12 protein-coding genes are annotated in these 16,810 nt (G+C 68.4%); 8 read left to right on the top strand and 4 right to left on the bottom strand.

Annotated elements, in window-relative coordinates; genetic code table 11:
* The first annotated feature begins 64 nt into the window (after positions 1-64).
* The 4 genes from aceB to AC5YGJ_RS12260 all read left to right on the top strand — a co-directional run bounded on the left by aceB (position 65) and on the right by AC5YGJ_RS12260 (position 7,002).
* Positions 65-1,702 carry a malate synthase A gene (gene aceB / locus AC5YGJ_RS12275; protein WP_496186686.1) on the top strand — a complete coding sequence of 546 codons (1,638 nt, stop codon included), beginning with the start codon at positions 65-67 and terminating at the stop codon, positions 1,700-1,702.
* 64 nt (positions 1,703-1,766) lie between these two features.
* Entirely contained in the window at positions 1,767-3,068 is a 1,302-nt protein-coding gene (gene aceA, locus AC5YGJ_RS12270) for an isocitrate lyase (RefSeq protein ID WP_249842246.1), read from the top strand.
* A 361-nt stretch (positions 3,069-3,429) separates the two neighbouring features.
* On the top strand, positions 3,430-4,473 hold the full coding sequence (locus AC5YGJ_RS12265; protein WP_249842245.1) for a GGDEF domain-containing protein: 1,044 nt from the start codon (positions 3,430-3,432) through the stop codon (positions 4,471-4,473).
* Positions 4,474-4,488: 15 nt separating this feature from the next.
* Positions 4,489-7,002: a putative peptide modification system cyclase gene (locus AC5YGJ_RS12260; protein WP_496186685.1), complete on the top strand. Its 2,514-nt coding sequence runs from the start codon at positions 4,489-4,491 to the stop codon at positions 7,000-7,002.
* Positions 7,003-7,009: 7 nt separating this feature from the next.
* Here AC5YGJ_RS12260 and AC5YGJ_RS12255 read toward each other — a convergent pair whose 3' ends face one another.
* Positions 7,010-7,294, bottom strand: a complete 285-nt coding sequence (locus tag AC5YGJ_RS12255) for an NHLP-related RiPP peptide (RefSeq protein ID WP_107231458.1) — start codon at positions 7,292-7,294, stop codon at positions 7,010-7,012.
* 119 nt (positions 7,295-7,413) lie between these two features.
* On the opposite strand from AC5YGJ_RS12255, the gene AC5YGJ_RS12250 reads away from it, so the two are divergent.
* Positions 7,414-8,577 (top strand): putative peptide maturation dehydrogenase, encoded by a 1,164-nt coding sequence (locus AC5YGJ_RS12250; RefSeq protein WP_496186684.1) that lies wholly within the window; start codon positions 7,414-7,416, stop codon positions 8,575-8,577.
* A 51-nt stretch (positions 8,578-8,628) separates the two neighbouring features.
* Here the strand turns inward: AC5YGJ_RS12250 and AC5YGJ_RS12245 are convergent, their stop codons facing one another.
* Genes AC5YGJ_RS12245 through AC5YGJ_RS12235 form a run of 3 tightly spaced genes read right to left on the bottom strand, consistent with a single transcriptional unit; the run spans position 8,629 to position 13,437 of the window.
* Positions 8,629-10,644 carry an acetyl/propionyl/methylcrotonyl-CoA carboxylase subunit alpha gene (locus AC5YGJ_RS12245; RefSeq protein ID WP_496186683.1) on the bottom strand — a complete coding sequence of 672 codons (2,016 nt, stop codon included), beginning with the start codon at positions 10,642-10,644 and terminating at the stop codon, positions 8,629-8,631.
* An 8-nt stretch (positions 10,645-10,652) separates the two neighbouring features.
* Positions 10,653-12,263, bottom strand: a complete 1,611-nt coding sequence (locus AC5YGJ_RS12240) for a carboxyl transferase domain-containing protein (protein ID WP_249842241.1) — start codon at positions 12,261-12,263, stop codon at positions 10,653-10,655.
* Between the two features lie 10 nt (positions 12,264-12,273).
* A complete protein-coding gene (locus tag AC5YGJ_RS12235) occupies positions 12,274-13,437 on the bottom strand; it encodes an isovaleryl-CoA dehydrogenase (RefSeq protein WP_107231462.1) in 1,164 nt (387 codons plus the stop codon).
* Between the two features lie 159 nt (positions 13,438-13,596).
* Between AC5YGJ_RS12235 and AC5YGJ_RS12230 the strand changes: the two genes are divergently transcribed.
* The 3 genes from AC5YGJ_RS12230 (at position 13,597) to AC5YGJ_RS12220 (ending at position 16,551) form a co-directional block, all read left to right on the top strand.
* Positions 13,597-14,214, top strand: coding sequence for a TetR/AcrR family transcriptional regulator (locus AC5YGJ_RS12230; protein WP_249842240.1), 618 nt, complete (start codon positions 13,597-13,599; stop codon positions 14,212-14,214).
* A gap of 195 nt (positions 14,215-14,409) precedes the next feature.
* The gene (locus AC5YGJ_RS12225) at positions 14,410-14,928 is read left to right on the top strand and encodes a c-type cytochrome (RefSeq protein ID WP_057497004.1); all 519 of its coding nucleotides are present in this window, start codon (positions 14,410-14,412) and stop codon (positions 14,926-14,928) included.
* Between the two features lie 174 nt (positions 14,929-15,102).
* A complete protein-coding gene (locus AC5YGJ_RS12220) occupies positions 15,103-16,551 on the top strand; it encodes an ExeM/NucH family extracellular endonuclease (protein WP_496186682.1) in 1,449 nt (482 codons plus the stop codon).
* Positions 16,552-16,810 lie beyond the last annotated feature (259 nt).

The raw sequence follows: 16,810 nt of genomic DNA, 5'->3' as shown, positions 1-16,810 counted from the left end.
GTTTTGCCAAATACTCGGCCCCGGCGGCACCGTGGAGACGTTCCCCCACCGCTGGAGTCGCCCCATGTCCGCCGTCGCTTCCGCTGTTCCCACCCCTGCCAGCAAGGCCACCCCCGGGATCGCCCTGGCGACCCGCGTGGCCGGCCAGGACACCGTGCTGCCGGCGCCGCTGCTGGCCTTGCTGGTGTCGCTGCACCGCGCGGTGGAACCGGGCCGGCAGGCACGGCTGCAGGCCCGGCGCGAACGCCAGGCGTTCTTCGACCAGGGCGGCCTGCCGGATTTCCGCGAAGATACCGCCGCCATCCGCAGCGGCGACTGGACCGTCGCGCCGCTGCCGGCTGCGCTGCAGGACCGTCGCGTCGAGATCACCGGCCCGACCGACCCGAAGATGGTCATCAACGCGCTGAACTCCGGCGCAAAGGTGTTCATGGCCGACTTCGAGGATTCGACCTCGCCGACCTGGCGCAACCTGCTGGCCGGGCAGCAGTCGCTGGCGGCGGCGGTGCGCGGTGATCTGGAATTCACTGCGCCGGCTGCCAATGGCAAGCCGGGCAAGCACTACCGCCTGCGCCCCTACGACGAGCAGGCGGTGCTGATCGTGCGCCCGCGTGGCTGGCACCTGGACGAGAAGCATGTGGCCATCGATGGCCAGCCGCTGGCCGGCGGCCTGTTCGATGCGGCCGTGTTCGCCTTCCACAACGCGCGCACGCTGCAGGCCAAGGACCGTGGCCCGTACTTCTACCTGCCCAAGCTGCAGAGCATGGAAGAGGCCGCGCTGTGGGAGACCGCGCTGTCGCACATCGAAGGCATGCTCGGCCTGCCGCATGGCCAGATCAAGGTGACGGCGCTGATCGAAACGCTGCCGGCGGTGTTCGAGATGGACGAGATCCTGCACGCGCTGCGTGATCGCATCGTCGGCCTGAACTGCGGGCGTTGGGATTACATCTTCTCCTACCTGAAGACCTTCCGCCGCCACGCCGACCGCGTGCTGCCCGAGCGCGGCCAGGTGACCATGACCCAGCCGTTCCTGAAGGCCTATTCGGAGCTGCTGATCCAGACCTGTCACCGCCGTGGTGCGCATGCGATGGGCGGCATGGCCGCGCAGATCCCGATCAACAACGATGCGGCCGCCAACGAACAGGCGATGGCCCGCGTGCGCGCCGACAAGCTGCGCGAAGTCACCGCCGGCCATGACGGCACCTGGGTCGCGCACCCGGCGCTGATTCCGGTGGCGATGGCGATCTTCGACGAGCACATGCCTACCGCGAACCAGCACAACGTGCTGCGCCAGGACGTGCGCGTCGGCCGCGATGAGCTGATCGCACGACCGCCAGGCAGCATCACCCGCGCCGGTTTCGAGGGCAATGTGGAAGTCTGCGTGCGCTACCTGGCCGCCTGGCTGGACGGCAACGGCTGCGTGCCGATCCATCACCTGATGGAGGACGCGGCCACCGCCGAGATCAGCCGCAGCCAGCTCTGGCAGTGGCTGCACACGCCGGGCCAGCAGCTCGACGATGGCACTGCGATCGACCTGGCCCTGCTCGACGCCACGCTGGCGCAGCTGCCGGCGCGGCTGGGTGATACCGCCGCGTTGCCCGGTGGCGCCCGCATCGGCGAGGCCATCGCCCTGCTGGGCGAACTGAGCCGCAGCAACGAACTGACCGATTTCCTGACCCTGCCGGCCTACGCGCGCATCGACTGACTGCCGCCCGCGTCCACCGCCGTTTCCCTCCCCGCTGCACGCACGAACCGAACTGGAGAAAGACATGAGCAAGCTGCCCACTGCCGAACAGATCCAGCACGACTGGGATACCAACCCGCGCTGGGAAGGCATCCAGCGCAACTACAGCGCCGCCGATGTGGTACGCCTGCGCGGCACCGTTCACATCGAACACTCGCTGGCCCGGATGGGTGCAGAGAAGCTGTGGGCGTCGCTGCATGAGCGCGAGTTCGTCAACGCGCTGGGTGCGCTGACCGGCAACCAGGCCATGCAGCAGGTCAAGGCCGGGCTGAAGGCGATCTACCTGTCCGGCTGGCAGGTGGCGGCCGATGCCAACCTGGCCGGGCAGATGTACCCGGACCAGTCGCTGTACCCGGCCGATTCGGTGCCGGCGGTGGTCAAGCGCATCAACAACACGCTGCTGCGCGCCGATCAGCTGCATCACGCTGAAGGCAAGGATGACATCGACTTCCTGCAGCCGATCGTGGCCGATGCCGAAGCCGGTTTCGGCGGCGTGCTCAATGCGTTCGAACTGATGAAGGCGATGATCGAGGCCGGTGCCGCCGGCGTGCACTTTGAAGACCAGCTGGCCTCGGTGAAGAAGTGCGGCCACATGGGCGGCAAGGTGCTGGTGCCGACCCGTGAGGCGATCGAGAAGCTCAACGCCGCGCGCCTGGCTGCCGACGTGCTGGGCGTGCCGACCCTGCTGGTGGCGCGTACCGATGCCGAGGCGGCCGATCTGCTGACCAGCGACATCGACGGCAACGACAAGCCCTTCGCCACCGGCGAGCGCACCGTGGAAGGCTTCTACAAGACCCGCAATGGCCTGGACCAGGCGATCAGCCGTGGCCTGGCCTATGCGCCCTACGCCGACCTGGTGTGGTGCGAGACCGGCAAGCCGGACCTGGAATTCGCGCGCAAGTTCGCCGAGGCGATCCATGCGAAGTTCCCGGGCAAGCTGCTGGCCTACAACTGCTCGCCCAGCTTCAACTGGAAGAAGAACCTGGACGACGCCACCATCGCCAGGTTCCAGCGCGAGCTGGGCAGCTACGGTTACAAGTTCCAGTTCATCACCCTGGCCGGTTTCCACGCGCTGAACTACGGCATGTTCAACCTGGCCCACGGCTATGCGCGCCGCCAGATGAGCGCGTTCGTGGAACTGCAGGAAGCCGAGTTCGAAGCGGCCGAGCGTGGCTTCACCGCGGTCAAGCACCAGCGCGAAGTGGGCACCGGCTACTTCGATGCGGTCACCCAGGCGATCCAGCAGGGGCAGTCGTCGACCACCGCATTGACCGGTTCGACCGAAGAAGAGCAGTTCCACGGCGGGCGCAGCGAACGCGCCGCCTGAGCGGGTAATGCCGGCCAACGGCCGGCACTACCGGGTCTGATCAGGGTGGCCAGGGAAGGGCCAGACAACGCCGGCCGGTCGGGGGACCTGCCGGCGTTGTTGTATCCAGGCAACGGCGCGCGCGGCGCACCGCGTCAATCCGGCGCACCCGCGGGATCGCAACTTGGCCGAAACCCTGTGAAATCCGCCATCGGCTTGATCCAGCAGGGGTTTTGCGCGGACAGGCGTGACCAGAACGGGCCACGCCGGATCTTCACATCACGAACGTGCGGCCAAAGGCTCAAAATGAGATAGGGCGCACACTTTAAAGCGGTGCTATGCTCCGCGGCTCACCAGGGGACGCTGGCGGCGGGTGCAGGGAATGACCGGCAGGGGTGCGGCCGAGAACAGTGATGTGACGACAGGTATCGCCCGCGTGGCGATGGCCGAGATCGTGCATGCGCTGCTGTCCGATGCCGAGGTTGCATTGTTCGCCAGATTCGCCCGCCCATGCAAGCTTCATGCCGGACAGTGGTTGTTCCAGCGTGGACACCGTGGCGAGCGCATGTATGTGATCCTCCAGGGCCAGATCGAACTGGACTTCGGCGAGGACCTGGTGATCAAGACGCTTGGCCAGCACGAGTTCTTCGGTGAGCTGGGCCTGCTGGTCGGCGATCACCTGCGCAGCGCCAGTGCGCGCGCGCTCGATGACTGCGAAGTGCTGGAGCTGGGCCCGCGCGATTTCCATCGGCTGGTCGAATCCGATCCCGGCCTGGTGGCCTACTTCCTGCGCCGCACGATCATGCGCGTTCTGACCAACGAACAGGCCCTGATCAGCCAGCTGCGGCGGCGCAACCACGACCTGGAAACCGCGCTGGACAACCTGTACATCACCACCCACCAGCTCACCCACACCCGCGAGCTGGTGCGCACTGATGAGCTGACCGGGCTGCACAACCGCCGCGGCCTGACCCTGTACCTGCAGGAGTGCCGCGCCCACGTCGATGGCCCGCCGCAGGCGCTGCTGCTGATCGACTGCGACCGCTTCAAGCAGATCAACGACCGCCACGGCCACCAGGCCGGCGACCGCGTGCTGCAGAGCATGGGCAACATCCTGCGTTCGATGGCCGGTGAGCAGGACCTGGCCTGCCGGCTCGGCGGCGATGAGTTCTGCCTGATCCTGCGCCGTGGCAACCACGAGATCGTGCAGCACGCCGCCGAGTTCATTCTCAGCGCGGTGCACGGCCTGCTCGAACGCAGCCATGGCACGCCCCACGTGAGCCTGGTCAGCATCGGTGCCAGCCTGCTGGTGGCCGAGGCGGATTGGAGCGAGTGGTACGCCAGCGCCGACCGCGCGCTGTACCAGGCCAAGCGCGATGGCGGCAATTGCCTGCGCTGGGGCGATGGCCCCGACAACGGATCATGAGCGGCAGAGGTGGCAATGGACGGCATCCAGGATTCCCTTCCGGTGCAGAGCCCGCAGGTGCGGACCCTGTTGTTCACCGACCTGTGCGACTCGCTGCAGCTGGTCGAGCGCATCGGCGACATCAGCGCCGCTGAGCTGTTCCAGCAGCACGACCGGCTGGTGCTTGGCCTGCAGCAGCGCTGGAACGGCCAGCTGATCGATCGCTCCGACGGCCTGTTCATGCTGTTCGAGCGCACCATCGATGGGGTCGGCTTCGCGCTGTCCTACCAGAGCGCGGTGGATGCGCTGGGCCGCGAACGCGGCATCGTGCTGCGCGCGCGCGCCGGGCTGCACGTGGGCGATGTGCTGCTGTGGAACAACAGTGCCGAGGCCATGGCCCACGGCGCCAAGCCGGTGGAAGTGGAGGGTCTGGCCAAGCCGATGGCCGCGCGGCTGATGCAGCTGGCGTGGCCGGGGCAGGTCCTGCTGTCGGCCAGCGCGGAAAAGATGGCGCGCCGGGCCAGCGGCGAACTGCCGTGGGCGGCCGATGAGCTGCGCTGGAAGGACCATGGCTGCTGGCGGTTCAAGGGTATCAGCGAGCGCCAGGAAGTCTTCGAGATCGGCCTGCGGGGCAGTGCGCCGCTGCGCAGACCGCGTTCGGGCGAAAAGGCCTGGCGTGATCTGCCGCTGTGGCGGCGCCCGGCCGCCCTGGTGACCGAGGCTGCGCTGGCGTTGGCGCTGGGCGTGCTGCTGTGGACGCTGCTGCGGCCGGCACCGGCCATCGCCTTTGCCGAGCGTGACTGGGTGATCGTCTCGGCCGTGCACAACGCCACCGCGTACCCGCAGCTGGACAGCAGCCTGGAGCAGGCGCTGTACATCAGCCTGGGGCAGTCTCGGTTCGTCAACATCCTCAGCGAACTGAAGGTGCGCGACACCCTGCAGCTGATGCAGCGGCCGCCGCAGGCACGTCTGGACCGCAGCCTGGCCATCGAAGTGGCGCTGCGCGATGGCGTGCGTGCGGTGCTGGTGCCCAGCGTGCTGGAGCTCAACGGCAAGGTGCGGGTCAGTGTCGAAGTGGTCGATCCGCGCAGCGGGCAGACCGTCTACACCCGCTTTGCCGACGGTCGCGGGCTGGATTCGATCCTGGCCTCCACCGACCACGTGGTCGCGGCGCTGCGCACGGACCTGGGCGAGGCCCTGCGCGATGTCGGCCGCGACCAGCGGCCGCTGCCGACCGTGGCCACCGCCAACCTCGATGCGCTGCATGCCTATGCCAAGGGCGTGGACGCCACGGCGGCAGCGCGCTATGACGACGCGCTGATGTTCTTCGAACAGGCCACCCGGCTCGACCCCGGGTTCGCCTTTGCCTATGTCGGGCAGATGAACATCCAGCACGCCAAGGGCAACCTGGAGCAGGCCGCCGCGCTGTACCAGAAAGCGGTCAGCCAGCGTGCGCACCTGACCGCGCGTGACCAGCTCTACCTGGACGCGTGGGCCGCCGATTTCCAGGGAGCTCCGCCGGCACGCATCGCCGACCGCTGGCGGATGCTGACCGAGCTGTACCCGGATGATCCGGCCGGTTGGATGAACTACGCCAAGATCCTCTACACCCAGGGTGACTACGACGGCGCCCTGGCCGCGGCGCAGCCGTTGCTGGCCCGGCAGCATTCGCGCCGTGCACTGGTGCTGGTGTTCGTGGCGCGGGTGCAGCTGGCGCGTGGCGAGATGGCCGCCGCCGAAGCCGCCCTGCGTGGCGCACGTCTGCATCCGGGTTGGAACGGGGATGCGATGGAACCGCTGCTGCTGGCCCTGTCGGGTGATTTCGATGCGGCCAATGCCGGCTTTGCGGCAATGCGGTCCTCCGGGCTGGGAGCGCGCATGCTGCGTGCGGCGGTGCTGGGCATGCAGGATCACCGCAGCGAAGCGGCCAATGACATGCAGCAGGCGGCCGCGCAGTGCACGACCGGCTCCGGCCTGTGCGACATCCTGGCGCTGCAGGCGCTGGCCTGGCGTGGCCAGCAGCCGGTGCCCGCCGCGTCGCAGGCCTACCAGCAGGTGCTCGACCGGACATTGCAGGCGGTTGATCGTTCGCAGCCGGCGCCGGCACGACGCAACGCATTCATCGCGCTTGCCGCGGCCTACCACGCCGTGCGCGCCGGTCAGGGCGCGGTGGTGGCGCAGCGACGGGAGGCGTTGCAGGCGCTGCCCGAACGCGATGCAGACCCGCGCCTGCGCGAGCTGTGGAACCTGTTGCAGGCGCGCATCGCGCTCGACCAGGGCCGGCTGGCGCAGGCCCAGTCGCTGCTGGCCCAGCAACCTGCTGCGAGCCTGTTCCAGTGGCGGGTGCTGCAGATGGACCTGGCCACGGCCAGCGGCGACCACGCCGCCGCCCTGCGCCACGCACAGTGGCTGCAACGCCACGTAGGCCTGGCATTTGCCGAGGATGTTGGCGACTACGCGCTGCTTCCACTGAACGCGATGGACGTGCAGCGGTTGACGGCGATCCGGCCCGCCCCGCTGGCGGGCAAGGGCGCGTCAGCCGCGCCCTGAGGCCGGTTTACTGATCCAGGCCCGGCAGGCCATCTTCGAACAGGAACGGCACGGTGAACGCGGCGCGCACGTCCAGCAGCTGGTGCATGCGTGCAGCGGCCTTGGCGAACTCCGCCTTGCCGCCCAACGAGGCCAGCGGTGTATGGCAGGCGCGCACGGTTTCCTCATCGGCGCCGAGTGCGAGCAGCGCCTGGCCCGGATCCCTGGCAAATTCGGCACGGAAGGCATCATCGCTGGACAGCCGGTCCAGCAGCTGCCGGACAACGTCGGCGGAGAGGGGCGAAGCAGACATGGGATACGACCGCAAGGTTGGGAAAATGGAAATATCGGCGGCAACGCCGCGAAGTTGATGGGCGTGCGCGCGTGCCACGCTATGATCGGCGCCCTGCACAACCGTGGGATGCCATCGCGATGAGATTCCGTCGTTGCCGGACGCTGTTCGTCGAGCCGGTGGAACGCCCCGCCTTCAACCTGGATGCGCTGCTGGCCGGTGGTACGGGCGTGCAGCTGCAACCGGTGCTGCAGGTACACGCCGCGCATCTGCCGACCGTGCAGGTGATCGATGCGGCCAGTTGTGCCTGGTTGCTGGCCTGCAGTGCCGAACGCTGGCAGTCGTTGCCGCAGGCGCCGGAGGCACGCAGCCGCGTGCTGGCGCTGCTGCAGCAGGGGCTGCTGGTCAGCGATGACCCGGCCCACGCCGAGGTGTTCGCGGCCGAGCAGCAGCTGCGCGACAGCCACTGGTGGCCGCTGTCGGCGCTGCATTACCAGCAGTCGTGCTGGGATGGCGTGGACAGCGTGCAGGACATGGAGCAGCACCAGCTGGTGACAGCCCGCGATCTGGTGCGCAGCTTCGGCAACCCGCCGCCGGAAGCGCCGCCGCGGTTGCCCGACGCGGTGCCGCTGCCGCATTGTCAGGATGACCCGCTGCAGCCGCTGTTGCAGGCACGGGCCACCTGCCGCAACTTCGATCGTGCCCGCGCGTTGCCGCTGCCGTTGCTGGCGCGGGTGCTGCAACAGGTGCTGATGGCCCAGGCACAGGTGGAAACCGATCCGGGGGTGCGCTTCCTGAAGAAGAACGTGCCCTCGGCCGGCAGCCTGCATCCGCTGGAAGCCTATCTGCTGGTGCGCAACGTGGAGGGGCTGGCGCCGGGCCTGTACCACTACCACGCGCTGGCGCATGAGCTGGGGCGGCTGCCCGGCCCGGTGGACGATCCGGCAGCATTGGGCCTGCGGCTGCTGGCCGGCCAGCACTGGTTCGCCGATGCGCCGGTGCTGCTGGTGCTGGTGTGCCGGTTCGAACGCAACTACTGGAAGTACCGCAACCACGCCAAGGCCTATCGCGCGGTCACGCTCGATGCCGGGCATGTCTCGCAGGCGCTGTATGCGGCCGCGACCGCACAGGGTCTGGGCGCCTTCGTCACCGCCGCCATCAACGAAGCCGAGGCCGGGCGCGCGTTCGGGCTGCGGCCGATGGCCGAAGGCGCACTGGCCATCTGCGGGCTGGGCTGGCGCAAGGCCGAAAAGACCACTGCGGAACTGGATCCGGGTGGCCACGTGTGGCCGCTGCCGGGCTGACGGTCAGCGGCCTGCGCTGTCGCCGGGCCACAGGGCCCGGCCACGCCACCCTCAGGCGGCCTCGAAGTCCACCAGCACCGCACCATCACCGACCTGGTCGCCGGCCTTGGCGCGGTAGCCCTTCACCGTGCCGTCGGCCGGTGCCTGCAGGGTGTGCTCCATCTTCATCGCCTCCAGCACCACCAGCGGCGTACCGCGCTTGACCTCGGTGCCGGCCGCGACCAGCGTGGCCACGATCCTGCCGGGCATCGGTGCCAGCAGGCTGCCAGCGTCGGCCACGGCATGGTCCGATTCACCCACCGGATCGTGCAGGGTGAAACGATGCTGGCCATCGGCACCGAACAGGTACAGCTGGTCACCGTCGCGCAGCAGCTGCAGTGTCCAGCGGCGCCCGCCCAGCTGCACGGTCAGTGCGTGCGCGTCGGCCGTGCCGATGGCCAGTACCGGCGCGGCGTCATCGCACTGCACGCGCCAGCCGTCAGCCTGCGCCCACACCTTCAGGCTGTGCCGGCGCTCGCCCTGCTGCACTGGCAGCACGCGTGGCGCACGGGCACCCAGGCGCCAGCCGTCCTGTGCCTGCCACGGCGAATGCGGATCGCGTGCGTCGGTGCTGGCGACCGCGGTGCTGGCCACCGCCGCCACCGCCGCCAGCAGCCAGAGTGCGTCGTCGCTGTCGCCCAGCACGCTCAGCGCCGCCTGCTCGCGTTCGATCAGCGCGGTATCCAGCTTGGCGTGGGTGAACGAATCGGTGTTCACCAGCCGGCGCAGGAAGCCGGCATTGGTGGTCACGCCCACCACCTGGCAGTCGGCCAGGGCCTGGCTCATGCGGCGCAGCGCGGCATCGCGGTCCACGTCCCAGACGATCAGCTTGGCGATCATCGGATCGTAGTACGGGGTGATGCTGTCGCCTTCCTCCACGCCGGTATCCACGCGCACGTTGGCCGACGGCGTCGGCAGGCGCAGACGGCGCAGGGTGCCGGTGGAGGGCAGGAAGCCGCGGTCGGCATCTTCGGCGTACAGACGCGCCTCGATTGCATGACCGTGAATCGCCAACTGTTCCTGGCGCAGCGGCAGCGGCTGTCCGGCGGCCACGCGCAGCTGCCATTCCACCAGGTCGGTACCGGTGATGTACTCGGTCACCGGGTGCTCGACCTGCAGCCGGGTGTTCATTTCCATGAAGTAGAAATCGCCCTCCGGGCCGGCGATGAACTCCACCGTGCCCGCACCCTCATAGCCCACCGCGCGCGCGGCATCGACGGCGGCCTTGCCCATCGCCGCACGACGCTCGGCGCTCATGCCCGGTGCGGGGGCCTCTTCCAGCACCTTCTGGTGGCGGCGCTGCACCGAGCAGTCGCGCTCGAACAGGTACACCGCATCACCGTGGGAATCGCCGAACACCTGGATCTCGATGTGGCGCGGGCGCTCGACGTACTTCTCCACCAGTACGTGATCGTTGCCGAACGCCGAGGCCGCCTCGCGCTGGCAGCTGGCCAGTGCATCGACGAAGTCCTCGCTGCGCTCGACCTTGCGCATGCCCTTGCCACCGCCACCGGCGCTGGCCTTGATCAGCACCGGGTAGCCGATGGCATCGGCCTGTGCACGCAGGAAGTCCGGCGCCTGCTGGTCGCCGTGGTAGCCCGGGGTCAGTGGTACGCCAGCCTGGGCCATCAGTGCCTTGGCGGCGCTCTTGTCGCCCATCGCGCGGATGGCGCTGGCCGGCGGGCCGATGAAGGTGATGCCGGCGACGGCACAGGCATCGGCGAAGTCCGCGTTTTCGGACAGGAAACCGTAGCCGGGGTGAATGGCCTGTGCGCCGGTCGCGCGTGCGGCGTCGAGCAGGGCATCGCCGCGCAGGTAGCTCTCGCGTGCGGCGGCCGGGCCGATGTGGATGGCTTCGTCGGCCAGCCGCACGTGGCGCGCGTTGCGGTCGGCATCGGAATACACCGCCACGGTGGCGATGCCGAGGCGACGGCAGGTGGCGATCACGCGGCAGGCGATTTCGCCGCGGTTGGCGATCAGGATCTTGGTGAACATGGCAACGGGCTTCATGGGAGCGTGCTCGGTCATGGCATGGGTTACATGCGGAACACGCCGAAGCGCGTCTGCTGCGGGGCGGCGTTGAGGCTGGCCGACAGCGCCAGCGCCAGCACCCGGCGGGTGTCGGCCGGATCGATCACGCCGTCGTCCCACAGGCGGGCACTGGCGTAGTAGGGATGGCCCTGGTGTTCGAACTGCTCGCGGATCGGCGCCTTGAACGCATCTTCCTCCACGGCCGGCCATTGCCCACCCTTGGCTTCGATGCCATCGCGCTTGACCGTGGCCAGCACGCTGGCCGCCTGTTCGCCACCCATCACGCCGATGCGCGCGTTGGGCCACATCCACAGGAAGTTCGGCGAATAGGCGCGGCCGCACATGCCGTAGTTGCCGGCACCGAACGAGCCGCCGATCACTACGGTGAACTTGGGCACCTTGGCGCAGGCCACCGCCATCACCAGCTTGGCCCCGTCCTTGGCGATGCCGCCCTGTTCGTACTTGCGGCCGACCATGAAGCCGGTGATGTTCTGCAGGAACACCAGCGGGATATTGCGCTGGGTGCACAGTTCGATGAAGTGCGCGCCCTTCAGCGCCGACTCGGAAAACAGGATGCCGTTGTTGGCGATGATGCCGATCGGGTAACCGTTCAGATGCGCGAAGCCGGTGACCAGCGTTGCGCCGTAGCGCGGCTTGAACTCATCAAAACGCGAGCCATCGACCAGCCGCGCGATCACTTCGCGCACGTCGTAGGGCTTGCGCGTGTCGGCGGGGATCACGCCATACAGTTCATGCGCCGGCAGCAGCGGCTCTTCGGGCGCCTGCACCGCCATCGCCGGTTCCGGCTTGCGCCAGTTCAACTGCGCGATGATCGCGCGCACCCGGGCCAGCGCCTGCAGGTCGTTGTCGGCCATGTGGTCGGCCACGCCGGAAATGCGCGTGTGCACATCGGCGCCGCCCAGTTCCTCGGCCGTCACCACTTCACCGGTGGCCGCCTTCACCAGCGGCGGGCCGCCGAGGAAGATCGTGCCCTGTTCGCGCACGATCACCGTTTCATCGCTCATCGCGGGCACGTAGGCACCACCGGCGGTGCAGCTGCCCATCACGCAGGCGATCTGCGGAATGCCCTGCGCCGACAGGTTGGCCTGGTTGTAGAAGATGCGGCCGAAATGGTCGCGGTCGGGGAAGACCTCGTCCTGCAGCGGCAGGAAGGCGCCACCGGAGTCGACCAGGTAGATGCACGGCAGGTGGTTCTGCTCGGCGATCTCCTGCGCGCGCAGGTGCTTCTTCACCGTCATCGGGTAATAGGTGCCGCCCTTGACCGTGGCGTCGTTGGCCACGATCACGCACTCCACGCCGCTCACCCGGCCGATGCCGGCCACCACGCCCGCCGCAGGCACGGCATCGTCGTACATGCCATGGGCGGCCAGCGGCGCGATTTCCAGGAAGGCGCTGCCCGGGTCGAGCAAGGCGTCGATGCGGTCACGCACCAACAGCTTGCCGCGTGCGGTGTGCTTGGCGCGCGCCGCCTCGCTGCCGCCCAGGGCGGTGCGGGCCAGGGTGGCGTGCAGGTCGTCGACCACCGCCTGCATCGCTGCGCGGTTGCCTTCAAACGAATCGCTGCCCGGTTGCAGCTGGCTGTTCAGTACGGTCATCGCGGTGGCCTTACAGGGTGCGCTGGAACAGTTCGCGGCCGATCAGCATGCGGCGGATCTCCGAGGTGCCGGCGCCGATTTCATACAGCTTGGCGTCGCGCCACAAGCGGCCGGTCGGGTACTCGTTGATGTAGCCGTTGCCACCGAGGATCTGGATCGCTTGGCCGGTCAGCCAGGTCGCCTTCTCGGCGGCGTACAGGATCGCACCGGCCGCATCCTGGCGGGTGGTACGGCCCTGGTCGCAGGCGCGCGCCACGGCATAGACATAGGCGCGGCAGGCGCCCAGGCCCACGTACATGTCGGCTATCTTGGCCTGGATCAGCTGGAAGCTGCCGATCGGTTCGCCGAACTGGTGGCGCTCGTGCACATAGGGCATCACCACGTCCATTGCCGCGGCCATCAGGCCCAGCGGGCCACCGGACAGCACCACGCGCTCGTAGTCCAGGCCGGACATCAGCACGCGCACGCCGCCGCCCACCGCACCGAGCACGTTCTCTTCGGGAATCTCGCAGTCCTGGAACACCAGTTCACAGGTGGGCGAGGAGCGCATGCCCAGCTTGTCCAGCTTCTGTGCGGTGGAAAAACCCTTCATGCCCTTCTCGACCAGGAAGGCGGTGATGCCCTTGGCGCCGGCCTCCATGTCGGTCTTGGCGTAGACCACCAGCACATCGGCGTCCGGGCCGTTGGTGATCCACATCTTGTTGCCGTTGAGCACGTAGCGGTCGCCGCGCTTGTCCGCGCGCAGCTTCATCGACACCACGTCCGAACCGGCGCCCGGTTCGCTCATCGCCAGCGCACCCACCTTGGCGCCGCTGCACAGGTCCGGGAGGAAGCGCTGCTTCTGTTCCTCGCTGCCGTTCTTGCGCAGCTGGTTCACGCACAGGTTGGAGTGCGCACCGTAGGACAGGGCGATGCCGCCGGAGGCGCGCGAGATCTCTTCCATCGCCACCACGTGGGCCAGGTAACCCATGCCGGTGCCGCCGTATGCTTCTTCCACGGTCAGGCCGAGCAGGCCCTGTTCGCCCAGCTTCGGCCACAGTGCCAGCGGGAACTGGTTGGTCGCATCGGCCTCGGCGGCGAGCGGGGCGATCTCGGCGGCGGCAAAATGGGCCACGCTCTGGCGCAGCAGGTCGATGTCTTCGCCAAGATCGAAGTTCAGGGATGGCACGTGCATTGTGGTGGCTCCACGGCGGGATGGCGGGAAATGGACGCACCCGGCGGGGGAGTGGATGGCGGTGTACAGGACCGCCACCCACACGGGCGATGGCCCCAGCGTAGCGGGGTTCGGGTAAGAAGTGAATACGAATTCAAAAATTGAAACTAGAATCAGAACATGGCCTACAAACGCTCTGCATTGATGGAAGAACGCCTGGCGGGCGCCCGTGAACGGATCCTGCTGGCGACCCGCGCGCTGGTCGCCACCGGCGGCTGGCGCAACGCCCCGGTGACCGCCGTGGCGACCCAGGCGGGGGTATCCACCGGGCTGATCTACCGCCATTTCCCGTCCAAGGCCGAGCTGTTCGTGGAAGTGCTCAACGCCGCGGTGGCCCATGAGGTGGCGATCATGGAGCGCATCGCGCAGGGACCGGAGGCCGCCAGCGAGCGGTTGCGGCTGGCGATCACTGCCTTCGTCCGTCGCGCCCTGGCCGGGCCGGGGCTGGCGCATGCCTTCATCGTCGAACCGGTCGACCCGGATGTGGAAGCCGAGCGCATGCGCGGCCGGCGCGCGTTCGGCGATGTGTTCCTGCGGCTGGTGGAAGAAGGCGTGGCGGCCGGTGAGCTGCCGGCGCAGGACGCACATGTGGCCGCCGCCTGCCTGGTCGGTGCATTCACCGAAGCGATGGTCGGCCCGACCGCGCCCAGCCGCGAAGCGCATCGCGACGAGGACGCACTGGTGGACGCGATCTGCAGCTTCTGCCTGCGCGCGATCGGCGCCCCCGCAAGCCGGTAGAGCCGGCCGCTGGCCGGCTGCTGTTGCCGGGGTCAGATCCCATTTGCATGGCAAAAGCGATCTGACCCCGGCCCCCGCATGTTGCGTCGCACCAGCAGTGACGCCTGTTGTCGCACGCGGAGCGCGTTCTATACTCGGCCCATCACGCAGTCGCTCAGCCGTGGTCCAACGACTATCAGCCAGGGGTAACGAAGAGTGCGGAATTACGATCTGGAGTTCCTGAAACGCTTCTCCATGGTGATCGCGCTGTTGATGGCCATCACCCTCGGCCTGATCCTCCTTGCCGCCTACATCCACACCCGGATTCCGCCCGAGGTGTCGCCCACGGCAGCCAAGCGCACCGAACAGCGCATCTCGCCCACCGGCGCGGTCTATGCCGGCAGTACCGGCGCCGCTGCGCAGGCCGCGGCCAAGGCCGCCGCACTGGCCAAGGCCGCCTCGCAGGTGGCCTACGGCGGCACCAAGGACGGCAAGGTGATCTTCGACAACCTGTGCACGGCCTGCCACACCACCGGTGTCGGCCAGGCCCCGACGCTGGATCACGCGCACTGGGACAAGCGCCTGGCACAGGGCAAGGACACCCTCTACAAGCACGCCATCGAGGGCTACACCGGCCCCGACGGCGGCATCATGCCGCCCAAGGGCGGCAACCCGGCACTGACCGAGGAGCAGATCCACGCCACCGTGGACTGGATGCTGGGCAACCTGAAGTAGACGGTAGTGCCGGCCGCTGGCCGGCAACCACGCATCGTAGGAAGATCATGAGGTTGCCGGCCAGCGGCCGGCACTACCCCGGTTTTGCCCACCACGGCCAAAACCCCGCTGCGCAAGCGGGGTTTCGCATTTCGGGGTTAGTCTGTGCCCCCTCTTCCCTGGAATCGCCCGTCGATGCGCCGCCGCTCCCTTGCCCTTGCCCTGTCCCTGCTGTTGCCGGCCAGCGCCTTCGCCCAGGCCCAGCCGCAGGCCGCACCGGCCCCGGTAACGCCGGCCGCGCGCGGCAGCGCCACCGTGATGCTGACCGCCGCGCCCTCGGACTGGCGCGCGCTGGATGGCCAGCGCGTGCGCATCGCCGCGCCGCTGACCCTGGCCGGTACCGACGGCCTGGAACGCTTCGGCGAGCTGACGGTGGCCTTCGACGGCCGCCTCTGGCAGCCGACCGAAGTGGCCGCGCCGGGCACCGCGGGCAGTGAGCAGGTGATGGCCGACAACCAGCGCCGCCGCCTGCTGCTGGACGACGGCAGCGATGCCCGCGACCCCGGCAGCGTGGCTTATCTGCCGGGCAATCCGGTGCTGCGCACCGGCATGCAGCTGCGCAACGTGGAAGGCACCGTGCGCGTGGACGCACAGGGCCGTGCCCGCCTGCAGGTGGACGGCGCGTTGCAGCTGCCGGAACTGCAGCGCCCGCCGGTGCCGAAGGTGCCGGGCAGCCTGCAGATCGCCGCGTTCAACCTGGAGAACTTCTTCAATGGTGATGGCCAGGGCGGTGGCTTCCCGACCCTGCGTGGCGCGCGCACGCTGGACGAGCACAAGGCGCAGGTGGCCAAGCTGGTGGCCACCATCAGCGCCCTGGATACCGACATCGCCGCGCTGATGGAACTGGAAAACGACGGCTACGGTCCGCATTCGGCCATCGCCGAACTTCTGGCCGCGCTCAATGCACTGCCGCGCACCGACCCGAACGACGAATGGGTGGCGGTGGATTCGGGCGAAGGCCCGGGCACCAATCCGATCCGGGTCGGCATCATCTACAAGCGTGGGTCGTTCAAGCCGCTGGGCAAGCCGCTGACCCGGACCGACGGCCCGTTTGCCGAACACAGCCGCGCGCCGCTGGCGCAGGCCTTCCAGGGCAAGGGCGCGCCGTTCATGGTGGTGGCCAACCACTTCAAGTCGAAGGGCTGCCGCGATGCCAGCGGTGCCGATGCCGACCAGAACGATGGCCAGGGCTGCTGGAACGCCACCCGTGTGGAATCGGCGCGCCAGCTCAACCAGTGGGTGAATGGCGAAGCCGCGCGCCTGAAGGTGAAGGACATCGTGCTGCTGGGCGACTTCAATGCCTACGCGATGGAAGATCCCATCCGCACCCTGCATGACCTGGGCTGGCAGGACGCGTTCAAGGTGGCCAAGGTCGAGCACCCCTACAGCTACGTCTACAACGGCTACAGCGGCCGTCTTGACCACGCGCTGCTGAGCCCGGGCATGGCCAAGCGCCTGCGCGGTGCCGCCGAATGGCACAGCAATGCCGACGAGCAGGACGCCAGCGGCTACCAGGGCCGCAACGTGCAGGGCCCGTGGCGCAGCTCCGACCACGACCCGCTGCTGCTGGGCTTCGACAACTAAGGTTCGCCGGGGAGCTGCTCTGGTAGGGACCTTGATCGGCACGCATGCTGCCGTTGCTTTTGATCTACCAGTCCGCCTTCAAGCGAGCCGAGCATCGCAGGTGAATCAGGGGAGAAGAGGCGCCGATGTCTGAGCGCAGCGAGTTCGGCGCCGCCCCCTGGTTCACCGAGAAGCGCAGGGTACCGGTGCACAGCACCGGCTGGCGATTGGCGGAGCGTTTCTTTGGTTACTTTCTTGATGGCGCACATCCATGTGCGCC

This window comes from Stenotrophomonas sp. CS3K5 (genome assembly GCF_059515225.1).
The sequence above is the reverse complement of the archived record's forward strand: the minus strand, read 5'-3'. Positions and strand labels throughout refer to the sequence as shown.

Bases quoted from the DNA above. Each gene is read 5' to 3' on its own strand.
- AC5YGJ_RS12265 (WP_249842245.1), top strand. From the start codon at position 3,430: ATGACCGGCAGGGGTGCGGCCGAGAACAGTGATGTGACGACAGGTATC.
- AC5YGJ_RS12230 (WP_249842240.1), top strand. From the start codon at position 13,597: ATGGCCTACAAACGCTCTGCATTGATGGAAGAACGCCTGGCGGGCGCC.
- AC5YGJ_RS12255 (WP_107231458.1), bottom strand. From the start codon at position 7,294: ATGTCTGCTTCGCCCCTCTCCGCCGACGTTGTCCGGCAGCTGCTGGAC.
- aceA (WP_249842246.1), top strand. From the start codon at position 1,767: ATGAGCAAGCTGCCCACTGCCGAACAGATCCAGCACGACTGGGATACC.
- AC5YGJ_RS12245 (WP_496186683.1), bottom strand. From the start codon at position 10,644: ATGACCGAGCACGCTCCCATGAAGCCCGTTGCCATGTTCACCAAGATC.
- AC5YGJ_RS12250 (WP_496186684.1), top strand. From the start codon at position 7,414: ATGAGATTCCGTCGTTGCCGGACGCTGTTCGTCGAGCCGGTGGAACGC.
- AC5YGJ_RS12235 (WP_107231462.1), bottom strand. From the start codon at position 13,437: ATGCACGTGCCATCCCTGAACTTCGATCTTGGCGAAGACATCGACCTG.
- AC5YGJ_RS12260 (WP_496186685.1), top strand. From the start codon at position 4,489: ATGGACGGCATCCAGGATTCCCTTCCGGTGCAGAGCCCGCAGGTGCGG.
- AC5YGJ_RS12220 (WP_496186682.1), top strand. From the start codon at position 15,103: ATGCGCCGCCGCTCCCTTGCCCTTGCCCTGTCCCTGCTGTTGCCGGCC.
- AC5YGJ_RS12240 (WP_249842241.1), bottom strand. From the start codon at position 12,263: ATGACCGTACTGAACAGCCAGCTGCAACCGGGCAGCGATTCGTTTGAA.
- aceB (WP_496186686.1), top strand. From the start codon at position 65: ATGTCCGCCGTCGCTTCCGCTGTTCCCACCCCTGCCAGCAAGGCCACC.